Source organism: Actinomadura sp. 7K534, from assembly GCF_004348575.1.
Taxonomy (GTDB): Bacteria; Actinomycetota; Actinomycetes; order Streptosporangiales; family Streptosporangiaceae; genus Spirillospora; species Spirillospora livida.
Window position 1 is genome coordinate 1 of record NZ_SMKB01000211.1, and the last position, 12,475, is coordinate 12,475.

13 protein-coding genes are annotated in these 12,475 nt (G+C 71.6%); 6 read left to right on the forward strand and 7 right to left on the reverse strand.

Annotated elements, in window-relative coordinates; genetic code table 11:
* A partial coding sequence (locus E1266_RS38300) for a hypothetical protein (RefSeq protein ID WP_207945976.1) occupies positions 1–796 on the forward strand: 796 nt, incomplete at its 5' end.
* A 143-nt stretch (positions 797–939) separates the two neighbouring features.
* Here E1266_RS38300 and E1266_RS29250 read toward each other — a convergent pair.
* Positions 940–1,140, reverse strand: coding sequence for a DUF397 domain-containing protein (locus E1266_RS29250; protein WP_243719024.1), 201 nt, complete (start codon positions 1,138–1,140; stop codon positions 940–942).
* Positions 1,137–1,976, reverse strand: a complete 840-nt coding sequence (locus tag E1266_RS29255; protein WP_165966256.1) for a helix-turn-helix transcriptional regulator — start codon at positions 1,974–1,976, stop codon at positions 1,137–1,139. The genes E1266_RS29250 and E1266_RS29255 overlap by 4 nt, the downstream gene beginning before the upstream one ends.
* Positions 1,977–2,215: 239 nt before the next feature.
* Between E1266_RS29255 and E1266_RS29260 the strand changes: the two genes are divergently transcribed.
* The gene (locus E1266_RS29260; RefSeq protein ID WP_132052486.1) at positions 2,216–3,748 is read left to right on the forward strand and encodes a serine/threonine-protein kinase; all 1,533 of its coding nucleotides are present in this window, start codon (positions 2,216–2,218) and stop codon (positions 3,746–3,748) included.
* Positions 3,749–3,818: 70 nt separating this feature from the next.
* Positions 3,819–4,727, forward strand: a complete 909-nt coding sequence (gene sigJ / locus E1266_RS29265; protein WP_132052488.1) for an RNA polymerase sigma factor SigJ — start codon at positions 3,819–3,821, stop codon at positions 4,725–4,727.
* 1 nt (position 4,728) lies between these two features.
* Here sigJ and E1266_RS29270 read toward each other — a convergent pair whose 3' ends face one another.
* Together E1266_RS29270 and E1266_RS29275 are read right to left on the reverse strand one after the other, a co-directional pair.
* A complete protein-coding gene (locus E1266_RS29270; RefSeq protein WP_132052490.1) occupies positions 4,729–5,211 on the reverse strand; it encodes a carboxymuconolactone decarboxylase family protein in 483 nt (160 codons plus the stop codon).
* The gene (locus E1266_RS29275) at positions 5,208–6,287 is read right to left on the reverse strand and encodes a dihydrodipicolinate reductase (protein WP_132052492.1); all 1,080 of its coding nucleotides are present in this window, start codon (positions 6,285–6,287) and stop codon (positions 5,208–5,210) included. Before E1266_RS29275 ends, E1266_RS29270 begins: the two co-directional genes overlap by 4 nt.
* Positions 6,288–6,434: 147 nt before the next feature.
* Between E1266_RS29275 and E1266_RS29280 the strand changes: the two genes are divergently transcribed.
* From E1266_RS29280 to E1266_RS29290, 3 genes are all read left to right on the forward strand, one after another.
* The gene (locus tag E1266_RS29280; RefSeq protein ID WP_132052494.1) at positions 6,435–8,066 is read left to right on the forward strand and encodes a GMC oxidoreductase; all 1,632 of its coding nucleotides are present in this window, start codon (positions 6,435–6,437) and stop codon (positions 8,064–8,066) included.
* 97 nt (positions 8,067–8,163) lie between these two features.
* Entirely contained in the window at positions 8,164–9,357 is a 1,194-nt protein-coding gene (locus E1266_RS29285; protein ID WP_207945977.1) for a glycosyltransferase family 4 protein, read from the forward strand.
* On the forward strand, positions 9,336–10,616 hold the full coding sequence (locus E1266_RS29290) for an MFS transporter (RefSeq protein ID WP_132052496.1): 1,281 nt from the start codon (positions 9,336–9,338) through the stop codon (positions 10,614–10,616). The genes E1266_RS29285 and E1266_RS29290 overlap by 22 nt, the downstream gene beginning before the upstream one ends.
* Positions 10,617–10,665: 49 nt before the next feature.
* Here E1266_RS29290 and E1266_RS29295 read toward each other — a convergent pair whose 3' ends face one another.
* The 3 genes from E1266_RS29295 to E1266_RS38305 form a co-directional block, all read right to left on the reverse strand.
* Positions 10,666–11,529 (reverse strand): hypothetical protein, encoded by an 864-nt coding sequence (locus tag E1266_RS29295; RefSeq protein ID WP_132052498.1) that lies wholly within the window; start codon positions 11,527–11,529, stop codon positions 10,666–10,668.
* Positions 11,526–12,083 carry a hypothetical protein gene (locus tag E1266_RS29300; RefSeq protein WP_132052500.1) on the reverse strand — a complete coding sequence of 186 codons (558 nt, stop codon included), beginning with the start codon at positions 12,081–12,083 and terminating at the stop codon, positions 11,526–11,528. Before E1266_RS29300 ends, E1266_RS29295 begins: the two co-directional genes overlap by 4 nt.
* Positions 12,083–12,475: hypothetical protein (locus E1266_RS38305; RefSeq protein WP_207945978.1), on the reverse strand; the 393-nt coding region annotated here is incomplete at its 5' end. The genes E1266_RS29300 and E1266_RS38305, both read right to left, overlap by 1 nt.

Sequence of the window (12,475 nt, forward strand, 5' to 3'; positions counted from 1 at the left end):
CCCCGTGGCACTCGACCACCTCGTCGCCGAACTCCTCGCCAAGAAACCCGGCGACCGCCCGCCGGAAGCCCGCACCGTCGCCGCCCGCCTCCGCGCCATCACCGCCCCGCACGAACACACCCCCGCTGCCCCGCACGAACAGACCCTTGAGCAGACCGCACCGGCACCGCCCGCCCAGCGATCACGGACGCGCAGTCCGGGGCAGTCGGCCGGGAACTCCAGGACGTTCGTCGCCCTCCTCGTGGTCATCCCCGCGCTGGTCGTGGCCGCCTTCCTCGTGGTGCTGGTCAACCCTGGCGGGGCCCTGGGGGACGAGGGCGCCCACTCCGAGGCCCCCTCCTGCTCGGATCTGCGCCCGGCCTCCCTCTCGGACGCCGAGCCCGGCCGGCTCCGGTCCGACGCCGACGGCGCCGACTGCGGCTGGGAACGCGAGATGCGCCGCGGGCGGCAGTACCTCCGCGTCCGCGCGTCAAGGGTGGGCACCAAGCTCTGGGGATCCGCACCCGAGCGCGCGAGGCAGACCCTGGCCGAGGGACGGGTGAAGGGCGGCTGGACCGACCGCAAATACTCCGAGCCGCACCCCGGGCAGGACACGTACTTCCACTACGACCGATCGGGCGGCATACAGGACTACACGGTGGTCTTCCGCGACAGCAATCTCATCGTCACCGTCCGCCTCACCACGACCGAGCGCTTCTTCGACCCTTCCGACCTGCGCCACGCAACCCTTGACTTCGCCACCGAGATCCACGACAAGATCAAGCGCACCCCCGCGCCGACTGGCCGCCCCAGGTGACGATTCCACCGCGCGGTCGCCCGGAATCGTGTCGGTGCCTCAATTAACATAATGGTCGTGGCACCCGAATTTGGGACCCTCTCGAGCCGAGGTTCGCCGCCTCGTGCCCCCGATTGGTCCTGACTGCCACGCCCGCAATATGACTACTCCTCGACTGCTCGGAGATGGCCGAGCAGGTGACGAGCGGCAGCAGTAGTCAGTCCGAGAGTCGGGCCGTTCGGATCTTTGGAGTCCCGAACCATGACGCCGTCCTCAGTTGCGGCAATCTCCACGCACTCGCCGCCAGAGCCGCCGCTGTAGCTGCTCTTGCGCCACTGCAGGACTTCTACGTTCAGGTGCTTCACGCGTACTCCTCACGAGTCCGGCTCAGGAGCTGGAAGGTCTCAGTGCGGGAGAGGGCTTCCCCCATCACCAGAGAGAACCGTACCCCGGCTTTGAACATCGTGCTCTTGCTCTCGATCAGTTGGCCTACACCGGCAGCCTCGATGTACATGAGGTCGGCCTCCTGCTCGAAGTTGAGCAGAATAAAGCCCCCTTCCAACCCAGCTGGAGCCACCCGGCCGTAAGGCAATACACGTACATCCACATTGAGCGACGACTCAAAACCGATGAGGTGGTCCAGCTGCTCCACCATAACTTTGGGACCTCCCACCGGGCGGTACAGCACTGATTCGTCCAGTACGAATATTGTCATCGGCGGATTCTGCCGCGTAAGCGTCGCTTGACGCTCCATACGTCCAGCCACACGGGCGTCGAGAGTCTCCACTGACTCTCCCGGCATCATGAGCCCCCTTGCATAGCCTTCTGTCTGAAGCAGACCGGGGACGACCTGGGCGGCAAAGGACCGAATACCGATGGCCCTGCTCTCGTGGCGCAGGTAGGCGTCGAAGCCGGGCAGCAGGACGCGGTGGCGCCCGGCGCGGCGGATGGTCTGGTAGATGCGGTGGAAGTGGCCTTCGTCTCGGTCCCATCCGTCCGTCTTGAAGTAGGTGTCCAGGTCGAGGGCCGTTTGCTCGGAGACGGTCTTGTCGGCCTTCTCCAGTTGGCATATCCACTGCGGGGTGCAGCCGAGGGCCTTGGCCAGTTCGTTCTGGGACAGCTTCGTGCGTTGGCGCGTCCGACGCAGCTCCAGGCCGAAGTGAACGCGCAGGGCATCGGGGTTTTGCTGGTCGCTGGCCATGGCGGGGCCCTTCTGCACTTGGTGAACGGGGGATGGCGGGGGTGGAGGTGCAGCTGATACCGACTTTGTGGCCGAGAGTAATCGACTGAAAGCGCTCTGTCCCGGGTATTGCACGACGGCTGGATCGAATCCGAAGCTCACTCTGTGATCATCAAGTGGCGCCAACCCGGACCGGTGGACGGCCACGCGCCTTCCGTAGATCATTCCTGGGGGACGGCGCGGTACAGGCGAGGAGGCTCATGCGCGGCGGGCAGCGGCTGGCGGGGCGGTACCGGCTGGACGCGCTGCTCGGCCGCGGCGGCATGGGCGAGGTCTGGCGGGCGACGGACCTGCGGCTGAACCGCACGGTCGCGATCAAGGTGCTGCCCACGCGCGGCGCGTCCGAGCAGGCCGTGGCGCGGTTCCGGCGCGAGGCCGAGATCGCCGCGAGCCTCCAGCACCCCGGCATCGCCGTGCTGTTCGACACCGACACCGACCCCGGCGACAGCGAGCATGACAGCGGCAGCGACGGGACGCTGTTCCTGGTCATGGAGCTACTGGACGGCACCGACCTGGCCTCGGTCGCCGCCCGGCACCCCGAAGGGCTCCCCGTCGCCCGTGCCGTGCCGATCCTGGCCCAACTCGCCGACGCGCTCGCCGAGGCGCATGCCAAGGGTGTGGTGCACCGCGACATCAAACCCGCCAACGTGATGCTGCTCGACGGCGACCGGGCCAAGATCCTCGACTTCGGCATCGCCCGCTACGCCGAGCAGACCACCGACCTCACCGGCAGCGCCATGATCGGCACCCCCGCCTTCATGGCCCCCGAGCAGTTCGACCGCAACACCCCCGTCGACCACCGCACCGACCTCTACGCCCTCGGCGGCGTGGCCTACCAGCTCCTCACCGGCCGCCGCCCCTTCACCGCCGACACCGTCCCTGAACTCCTCCATGCCGTCCTGCTCACCCCTGCCCCCGCCGTCAGCGACACCCACCCCGACATCCCCGTGGCACTCGACCACCTGGTCGCCGAACTCCTCGCCAAGAAACCGGACGACCGCCCGCCGGACGCCCGCACCGTCGCCACGCGCCTCCGCGCCATCACGGCGGTGCCGGGGGAACCACAGGCGCGGACGCTTGAGGCGACCGTCCCGCCGCCCACCCGGGTCGTGGCCCAGACCGTGCCGCCCGGCCCGCGGCCGCACGGCCTTGGGGTCGGCGCCAGGGTGGCCTTGGGGGCGGTGCTGGGGTGCATCGTCGTGGCCGCACTCGTCTTCATCTCCTTCCTGGCGGCGGTCATCAACCCTGGCGGCGTACTGGTGGACCAAGGTGACTTCGCCAAGGTTCTCCCCTGCACCGACATCCGTCCCGCGGCCTTCTCCACTCCCGAGTCGGAGGTCGTCATAAGAGGCGACGGGGGTTTGTGCGAGTGGAGGATCAGCAAGGAGGATCCCTTCCGCAGCGTCAGCGTCACCCAGCGAATCTCGGAGACCAACGGGTGGACGTCCGCGGAGGCGGAGGCCCGGAAGCGGATGGCGGCCCCGGTCCTGGATTCGGGGGAAGTCGAGCGCAAGGAACCGAGCCTCGGGCCGGACGCGTACTCCACCTCGTCTCCCGACAGGCCGGACGTGTGCCAGATGGCCTTCCGGAAGAGCAACCTGATCGTCAGCGTCCGCTACACCGAGGATCACGGCGTCGACGGCGATCCCGATCCCGGCGAGATCTGCGAGGCGGCGCTCAAGCTCGCCGGCGAGATCTCCACCAAGGTGACCGCGCCGGGGCCCGCATCCTGATCCGGGCGGGGATGTCACATTCCGGGGGGCTGGGCGACTCTAGGGGGTGAGCGCACACGGGAGGTGAGCCATGCCCGGAGGCACCGCCGAGGACGCCGCGACGCGGGTGTTCGCGGATCACCGGGAGCTGCTGTTCTCGGTCGTCTACAACCTGCTCGGCAGCGTCGCCGACACCGAGGACGTCCTCCAGGACACGTGGCTGGCGTGGTCGGCCAGGTACGGGGACGAGGACGCCGAGGAGGTCGGGAACCCGCGCGCCTACCTGGTGCGGATCGCGGTGAACACGGCCCTCACGCGGCAGTCCCAGATCAGCCGGCGGCGGGAGACGTACGTGGGGCCGTGGCTGCCCGAACCGCTGGTGGGCGAGGACGACGCCGCGGAGTCCGCCGAGCGGTCCGAGGCGGTGTCGATGGCGCTGCTCGTCGTCCTGGAGACGCTGACGCCGCTGGAGCGGGCGGTGTTCGTCCTGCACGAGGTGTTCGGGTACGCGCACACCGAGATCGCCCCGATCCTGGACCGGAGCCCGTCGGCCGTCCGGCAGCTCGCGCACCGGGCGCGGGAGCACGTCCACGCGCGCCGGCCCCGCTACCAGGCGGACCCGAAGGTGCAGCGCCAGGTGACCGAGCGTTTCCTCCAGGCGTCGCTCGGCGGGGACTTGGAGTCGCTGCTCGACATGCTGGCGCCGGACGTGACGTTCTGGACGGACGGCGGCGGCAAGGCCCGGGGCGGCGCGGCGCTGCGTCCGGTCCGCGGCCGCGACAAGGTGGCGCGCCTGATCACGTCGGCGACGCGGCGCCGCTGGGACGAGAAGTTCGCCGTCCGCTACCGGACCGTCAACGGCGACCCGTCGGCGGTGCTGTTCGGCGAGGACGCGCCGTTCGCCGTGATGGTCCTCGACCTCGCCCCGGACGGCGACCGCGTCCGGGGCATCTACGCCGTCGTCAACCCGGACAAGCTGACCCGCATCGACGAGGAGTGAGTCACGGTTTCGTCGGGATCACGCACATGGCGTCGAGGCCGAGCACCCGGTTGAGGCGGCCGAACGCCAGCCAGGACCCGATGCACATGCTCAGCTCCACGATCTCGCGCTGGCTGTAGCGGGCGGTCATCCGCGCCCAGAACTCCTCGTCCAGGCCGTGGTGGTCGAGGGCGTAGCGTTCGGCGTACTCGGCGGCGAGGCGGGTGCGGTCGTCGAAGGCGTCGGTGGTGCGCCACTCGGTGACCGCGTCGGCGAACCCCTCCTCGACCTTCTCGCCGTCCCGGTCGGTGCGCCAGTCGAGGCAGAACAGGCAGCCGTTGATCTGCGCGACGCGGAGCCGCGCCGCCTCGAACTCGCGGAGGCCGAGGGTGGTGTGCTCGTAGACGGCGAGGGACAGGTGCGCGGCGGCCGGTCCGATGCCGGGGACCATCTCGCCCCACGCGTACTGGATCGGGTCCTTGCCGTCGGGGATGTCGAGGTTCATGGGCGGGTGCCTCCGAGCTTGCCGACGGCGGGGCGCAGCGGGACGTCGAGGGCGTCGTAGAGGCCGGGGTCGGCGTCCACGAGCCAGTCGATCGCGCCGACGAGGCGTCCGACCGCGGTGGCGTTGCCGCCCGCGGCGCGGTTGCCGTGCTCGTCGACGGCCTCGACGGTGACCTCGATGCGCGGGTCGCCCTCGATGATGACGCGGTGCGCGCCGTCGCCGTCCGGCGGCTTCGGCCAGTCGGGCGCGCAGGACGCGTGGATGCGGGTGACGTGCTCGATGACGATGCGGGGTTCGCCCTGCACGATGCCCTGGACCTCGAAGCGGACCGCTCCCTGGGTGCCCTTCTCGAAGTCGCCCATGGACCTGGTGGTCACGGTCTCGTCCAGGGGGCGGCGGTCCACGGTCTCGCGGATCTCGTCCAGGTCGACGCCCAGCGCGCGGGCCATCAGCCGGACCTGCCCGCCCCACACCATGGTGGGGACGGTCGCGGCGAGCATGGGCGGCTCGTAGTCCATCGGCTGGCCCATGCCGACCAGGTACCGGACGGAGTCGGGCTGGTCGTAGGTGGTGTAGTCGAAGATCTCCTGGCAGCGGACCACGTCGATGGTGCCGCCGAGCCCGCTCATCATGAGCGGCAGGACGTCGTTGCCCCAGCCGGGGTCGACGCCGGAGACGAACAGCGAGCCGCCGCCCTCGGCGACGGCGTCCAGTACCGCCTCCCGCATCTCGGGCGGGGCGTTGCGCTGGTCGTAGAGCGCGTACAGGGCGGGCGTGACGACCACGGCCCCGGCCCGGATCGCGCCCAGGATGTCGGCGAGGGCCTCGTCGGGGCGGATGTCGCCGGACGCCGCGTACACCACGGCCTGCGGGCCGGTGGCGAGGACGGCGTCGATGTCGGTGGTGGCGGCCACGCCGAGGTCGCGGCCGAGCCCGGCGAGGTCGCCGGCGTCCCGCCCGGCCTTGCCGGGGTCGTGGACGATCACGCCGGTGAGTCGCAGCGCCGGATGCGCGTCCACCGCGCGGATGGCGAGCCGGCCGACATTGCCCGTGCCCCAGACGATCGCGGAGATCATGCGCGGAATGTAACAGAACCCGGCACCGAAGCCAAGCAAATGCTTGGTTGCCAGAAGTGGACATGAGTTACTTTCACGTAACCGGTGACGCGGCCTGCATCCCGATGTAGAACACGTTTCAGTCTCATCGAGAGTGAGGAAGTTCACATGGCCGCCTCCACCATGCCCAATGAAAGACCGGGCGGACTGTCCCGCCGCGGTTTCCTCGTTGGAACAAGTTCTATCGCCGGGCTGAGCGTGCTGGGCCACGCGAGCCGCGCCGCGGCGGCCGCACCGGGACCGATCGGCAACGGGGCGCACGTCCCGGCCCTGGTCATCGGCACCGGCTACGGCGGCGCCGTGGCCGCCCTCCGGCTCGCGCAGGCGGGCGTCAGCGTGCACATGGTCGAGATGGGGATGGCGTGGGACACCCCCGGCTCGGACGGCAAGATCTTCGCCAACACCCGGACGCCCGACCACCGCTCCTACTGGCTGCGGACGAGGACGAAGCAGCCCCTCAGCAACTTCCTCGGCTTCCCGCTGGACAAGGACGTCCCCCGCTACACCGGCATCCTCGACGCCGAGGAGTTCGGCGGCATCACCGTCTACCAGGGACGCGGCGTCGGCGGCGGCTCCCTCGTCAACGGCGGGATGGCGGTCACGCCGAAGCGGGCGCGGTTCAGCTCCGTGCTCCCCTCGGTCAACGCGGCCGAGATGTACGACGTCTACTACCCGCGCGCCAACGCCGGGCTCGGCGTCAACGAGATCGACGTGTCGTGGTTCGACAGCACCGCGTGCTACCAGTACTCGCGCGTCGGGCGGAAGCACGCCCAGCGGTCGGGCTTCGACTTCATGTACGTGCCGAACGTGTACGACTTCGACTACATGGAGGGGGAAGCGGCTGGAACGGTCCCGAAGTCGGCGCTCGCGGCCGAGATCCTCTACGGCAACAACCACGGCAAGAAGTCTTTGCAGCAGACTTACCTCGCCCGCGCCAAGGCCACCGGCCGGGTCTCGATCTCGCCGCTGCACCGGGTGGCGTCGGTGTCCCCCGCGTCCGGCGGCGGGTACACCGTCGTCATCGAGCAGCTCGACACGACCGGCGCGGTCACGGCCACCAAGACCGTCACCGCCGACCGCGTGTTCTTCGCGGCCGGCAGCGTCGGCACCAGCAAGCTGCTGGTCAAGATGCGCGCCACCGGCAAGCTGCCGAACCTGAACGGCGAGGTCGGCAAGGGGTGGGGCGACAACGGCAACGTCATGTGCGGCCGCGCGAACCACATGTGGGACCCGACCGGCTCGCTCCAGTCGTCCATCCCCACCACCGGCATCGACAACTGGGACGACGGCGGCGCGTTCGCCGAGGTCGCGCCGCTGCCCACCGGGATCGAGACCTACGCCTCGTTCTACCTGTCGATCACCGACACCCCGCGCCGCGCGGAGTTCTCCTACAACGCCGGGGCGGGACGCGTCGACCTGAACTGGCAGACCTCCTGGAAGCAGACCAGCATCGACATGGCCAAGTCGATCTTCGACAAGATCAACCGGAAGGAGGGGACGATCTACCGGACCGACCTGTTCGGCGTCTACAAGATCTGGGGCGACCACCTCACCTACCACCCGCTCGGCGGCGCCGTCCTCAACCGGGCGACCGACAACTACGGCCGCCTGCACGGATACCCCGGCCTCTACGCCATCGACGGCTCGCTGATCCCCGGCAACACGAGCGTCAACCCGTTCGTCACCATCACCGCCCTCGCCGAGCGGAACATCGAGAAGATCATCGCGACCGACCTGTGACCCGCCCTTTGCCCACCCCTTGACGACCGGTCCGGCCACGGGCGCGTGTGGCCGGACGTCCGGCATGGCCCGGCCCTCCCGGGGAAGCGGATGTCCCATGGACATACCCCGGACGCTCGTGATGACCGGGCACTTCCCACCGGAGCCGGGCGGGGTCCAGACGTTCACCTGGGAGCTCGTCCGCAGGCTCCCCGCCGACCGACTGGTCGTCGTCGCGCCCTCCTGGCCCGGGGCCGCCGCGTTCGACGCGCGGCTCGGCTTCCCCGTCGTGCGGCGCCGCGGCTACCTGCTGTTCCGCGGGCTGCGCCGGCTCGTCGCCGAGCACGGCGTCCACGCCGCGTGGATTCCCGCCGCCGCGCCGTTCGGCATGTACGCGCCGCTGGTGAAGGCGGCCGGGGTACAGCGGCTGATCGCGTCCACGCACGGGCAGGAGATCGGCTGGTTCCGGGCCGCGCCGACCCGCGCCGCGCTGCGCGCCGTGTCCCGCACCATCGACGTCCTCACGTTCCTCACCGAGACGTGCCGCGCGGAGGTCGCCGCGGCCCTCGGCGACCGGACGCGGCTCGTCCAGCTCGCCGGCGCCGTCGACCCTGACCGGTTCCGCCCGGGGCTGGACGGCGCGGGGGTGCGCCGCGACCACGGGCTCGGCGACGGGCCCGTCATCGTCAGCGTGTCGCGGCTCGTCCGCCGCAAGGGCCACGACCGGCTGCTGGACGCCTGGCCCGCCCTCGTCCGGCGCCATCCGGCCGCCCGGCTCGTCCTCGTCGGGGAGGGCCCGATGCGGCGGCCCCTCACCGAGCGGGCGGAGCGGGAGGCGCCCGGGACGGTCGTGCTCACCGGGCCGGTCCCCGACGCGGACCTGCCGCACTACTACGCCGCCGCGGACGCGTTCGTCCTGCCGTGCCGCGACGACCGGCGCGGCCTCCAGGTCGAGGGCCTCGGGCTGTCGGTGCTGGAGGCGTCCGCGGCCGGCCTGCCCGTCGTGGTCGGCCGGTCCGGGGGCAGCCCAGAGGCGGTCGTCGGCGGCGAGACCGGCGTCGTGGTCGACGCCGCGAGTCCGGCCGAGCTGGCACGCGCGCTGAACGGCCTGCTGGACGACCCGGCCGCCGCCCGCCTCATGGGCGAGGCGGGCCGCCGCTGGGTGTGCGCGACCTGGAGCTGGGACCGGGCCGCCGCCCGGCTCGCCGCCCTCCTGCGCGGCGCCCACGCCGACCAGGAGGTCCCGCGGGGCACGCGGACCGAGGACGCGGCACGGAGGGTGAGCCCCGCATGGGACTCAAGGAGCGGCTGAACCGCCCCGGCTTCTGGCGCCTCATGGTGGGCCAGACGGTCTCCTCCCTCGGCGACTGGATGGGCACCCTCGCGCTGATGTACTTCGTCCTGGAGCTGAGCGACTCCACGACCGCGGTCGGCGGCGTCCTGGTGCTGCGCCTGCTGCCCTCGGCGGTCGGCGCACCGCTCGCCGCGCGGATCGTCACGCACTGGCGGCGGCGCCAGGTGATGATGTACTCCAACCTGGTGATGATGGGCATGGCGTTCGTGCTGCCCATCGTCCCTCTGCTGTGGTGGGTGTACTTCTGGGCGTTCGCCATCGAGCTGGCCGCCCTCGTGTTCCTGCCGGCCCGGGACGCCTCCATCCCGTTCCTCATCGAGGACCCGGAGGAGCGCAAGCACGGCAACGAGCACGACACCGGCACGCTGGAGATCGCGAACGGCATCACGATGGCCACCTCCTACGGGATGATCCCGGTGGGCGCGGGGGTGTTCGGGCTGGTGCTGTGGGCGACCGACGCCCTCGGCTGGGAGGGCCACTGGCGGTACCTCGCGGTGTTCTGGCTGGACGCGCTGACGTACCTGGCGTGCTACCTCGCGATCCGCTCCATCGCCGACCTCGGCCCCGCCCCCGGGGAGCGGCCTTCCGGGGGCCGGAAGAAGCAGGAGGGCACGTTCCTCGAAGGGCTCCGGCTGCCGGTGGTGCGCGGGGTCCTGCCGGGCATCGCGGTCGTCGCGCTCGGGCTGGGCGCGCTGTTCTCCCTCGGCGTGGTGTTCGTCAGGAACGTCCTGGAGGCGGGCCCGATCGGGTTCGGGACCCTGGTGGCGCTGTTCGGGGTCGGCGCGGTCACCGGCCTGATGATCGTCCGCCGCGGGACGTGGGACCTGATGAAGCAGATCAAGACGGCGACCGTCGTCCAGGGCGTCGTGATCGCGACGATGGGCTTGATCGCCTCGGTGGCGTGGGCGTTCGCCGGCGCCGTGGTGTTCGGCGCCGCCGCCACCGCCGCCCTCGTCGGCGGCATCACCTACCTCCAGCAGGGTCTGGAGGGCTACCGGCGCAACCTCGCCCTCACCGCGTTCCACGCGACCCTGCGGTTCGGCCTGGCCCTCGCCGCGCTCCTGGCCGGCGCCGCGGCCGACCTGCTCCTGCACTGGGACGAGACGCCGCTCGGCATGAAGCCGTCCCAGGCGGTGCTGGCCGTGTCCGGCCTGATCGTGATCGCCGGCACGTTCCTCATCCGCCGCCCCCGCGAGCCCTCCGAGGATTCCGGCTGACCGGGGTCAGGGACAGGCGGCGAACAGCTTCCGCGTACCCGCACCGGCCTCATAGGCGGCCCCGTCGCCGAAGCGGCGCGGCGCCAGCGGAGCGTTCGGGGGCTCGTGGCCGGCCGGGGACGACGGCGGCGAGCACGGTGCCGGCGACGCCACCGGCCAGGAGGTACAGCCACTCCCGCTCCGGAACGGCCGTCCAGACGGTGGTGCCGGCCCAGACCGACCCCAGGCCGACGCCCGCGGCCCTCAGCAGGAGCGGGGACAGGGCCACCAGCAGCAGGCCCGCCGCCGCACCGGGGCCGCGCGGCACCAGCCGCGCGCCGAGCACGCCCGCCGCGGCCGCCGCGCAGCCGGACGCCGCGAGCGACCAGCGGTCCAGATCCCGGAACGCGGCCGCCGCGTCGGCGGTCACCGCACCGGAAGGGGACAGGAACACCTCCGGGGGGAGCACCCGGGCCAGCACGAACCGGGCCGCGAGGGCGAGCAGCAGACCGGCCGTGGCGGCCAGGACGGCCGGGGTGAGGGACGGCCGCGGCAGGACCGCCCGGGCCAGGCCGACCCCGGCGAGCGCACCGGCCGTCAGCGCGGCCATGGCGAGCAGCGCGTCGCCGGCGGGCCAGTCCCCCGCCGTCACGAACGAGACCAGCAGGCCCGCCAGCACGAGCGCGAGCGCGACCAGCACCGCCGACACGGCCGTCTCCGGCTCGGCGTCCGCGAAACGGCCGATCCGGATGGTCCCGAACCAGGTACCGAACGCCGCCGCCGACAGCCACGCGGCCGCTAGGAGCGAGGCCGTCCAGGCGGACGGCCCCCCGGCGGCGCCCGAGAGCGCGGTGAAGCCGCTCCTGCCGGTGGGCGTGGTCATCAGCAGCGCCGCGAGGACCAGGACGGCCGCGGCGGCCGGACCGCCCTTCACGCCGTGACCCTGAACGAGTCGACGACGTCGTCGATCCACCGCCCGGCCTGGCCGCCGCCCGCGCCGATCACGATCATCCGGACGGCGGCGACCGACCCGCCGAGGTCGACGAACAGGTCCGTCTGGTGGAGCGTCGTCCAGCCGTCCTCGCCGTGCGGGGCCGAGTAGGACTTGCGCACCAGTTGCGCGTCGGCGTCCTGGATCCGGAGTTTCCGGCGCTCAACGAGCCGGAAGTCGCGCGCGGTCCTGCTCAGGGCGACGAACGCGTCCACCATGCGGCCCATCGGGCGTTTCCGCTCCTCGGTGAAGACCGACCACGACGCCTGGGGCGGGCGCTGCGGCGGCTCGGGGCGCAGCACCTCGAGGTCGGCGCCGCGGAAGATCCGGTTGCCCGGGTCCTGCCGCCAGCCCTTCGGATACCCGACGGTGAAGCCCTTGCCGGTGAAGACCGCCAGGCCGGGGGCGGGCGGGGGCGGCTCCTCCCGCCCGCCGCAACCGGCCGCGAGGACGAGCGGCAGGGCGATGAGCATCGCCGTGACCACTCGCGTCACCATCAGCTTCCTCCGTTCCCGCCCTCGACGCCGGGTACGGGGCTCCGCTCGCACGAATACCACCGTTGCCACTCGCCAGTGGCAGGGTCGCGGTAGTGCGCCTCGTCCAGGGTCATGCTCCGGTTGCTCGTGCTGGTGCCGAAGTCGAACCACTCGATGCCGAAGTCCAGTTCGGCACCGCCCCGCCCCGTCTCGCCTTCGGCCTGGTAATGCTGCCGCGTCATGGTGGCTCCCGGGCCCTCCGCGAGCTCGGCGATGGTGCGCCGCCCTCGGAGGCGTTCGTCCAGACCGCCGTCGACCATGGCGCTCAGTTCGTCCGCGACGTCGGCGCGCCGGTCCGGCGGGATCTCGATGGACGTGGTGTTGACGGTGACGTCGCCGTCCTCGACCAGCAC

Excerpts from the sequence above, each read along its gene's own strand:
- E1266_RS29255 (WP_165966256.1), bottom strand. The coding sequence starts at position 1,976 with ATGGCCAGCGACCAGCAAAACCCCGATGCCCTGCGCGTTCACTTCGGC.
- E1266_RS29260 (WP_132052486.1), top strand. The coding sequence starts at position 2,216 with ATGCGCGGCGGGCAGCGGCTGGCGGGGCGGTACCGGCTGGACGCGCTG.
- sigJ (WP_132052488.1), top strand. The coding sequence starts at position 3,819 with ATGCCCGGAGGCACCGCCGAGGACGCCGCGACGCGGGTGTTCGCGGAT.
- E1266_RS29270 (WP_132052490.1), bottom strand. The coding sequence starts at position 5,211 with ATGAACCTCGACATCCCCGACGGCAAGGACCCGATCCAGTACGCGTGG.
- E1266_RS29275 (WP_132052492.1), bottom strand. The coding sequence starts at position 6,287 with ATGATCTCCGCGATCGTCTGGGGCACGGGCAATGTCGGCCGGCTCGCC.
- E1266_RS29280 (WP_132052494.1), top strand. The coding sequence starts at position 6,435 with ATGGCCGCCTCCACCATGCCCAATGAAAGACCGGGCGGACTGTCCCGC.
- E1266_RS29285 (WP_207945977.1), top strand. The coding sequence starts at position 8,164 with ATGGACATACCCCGGACGCTCGTGATGACCGGGCACTTCCCACCGGAG.
- E1266_RS29290 (WP_132052496.1), top strand. The coding sequence starts at position 9,336 with ATGGGACTCAAGGAGCGGCTGAACCGCCCCGGCTTCTGGCGCCTCATG.
- E1266_RS29300 (WP_132052500.1), bottom strand. The coding sequence starts at position 12,083 with ATGGTGACGCGAGTGGTCACGGCGATGCTCATCGCCCTGCCGCTCGTC.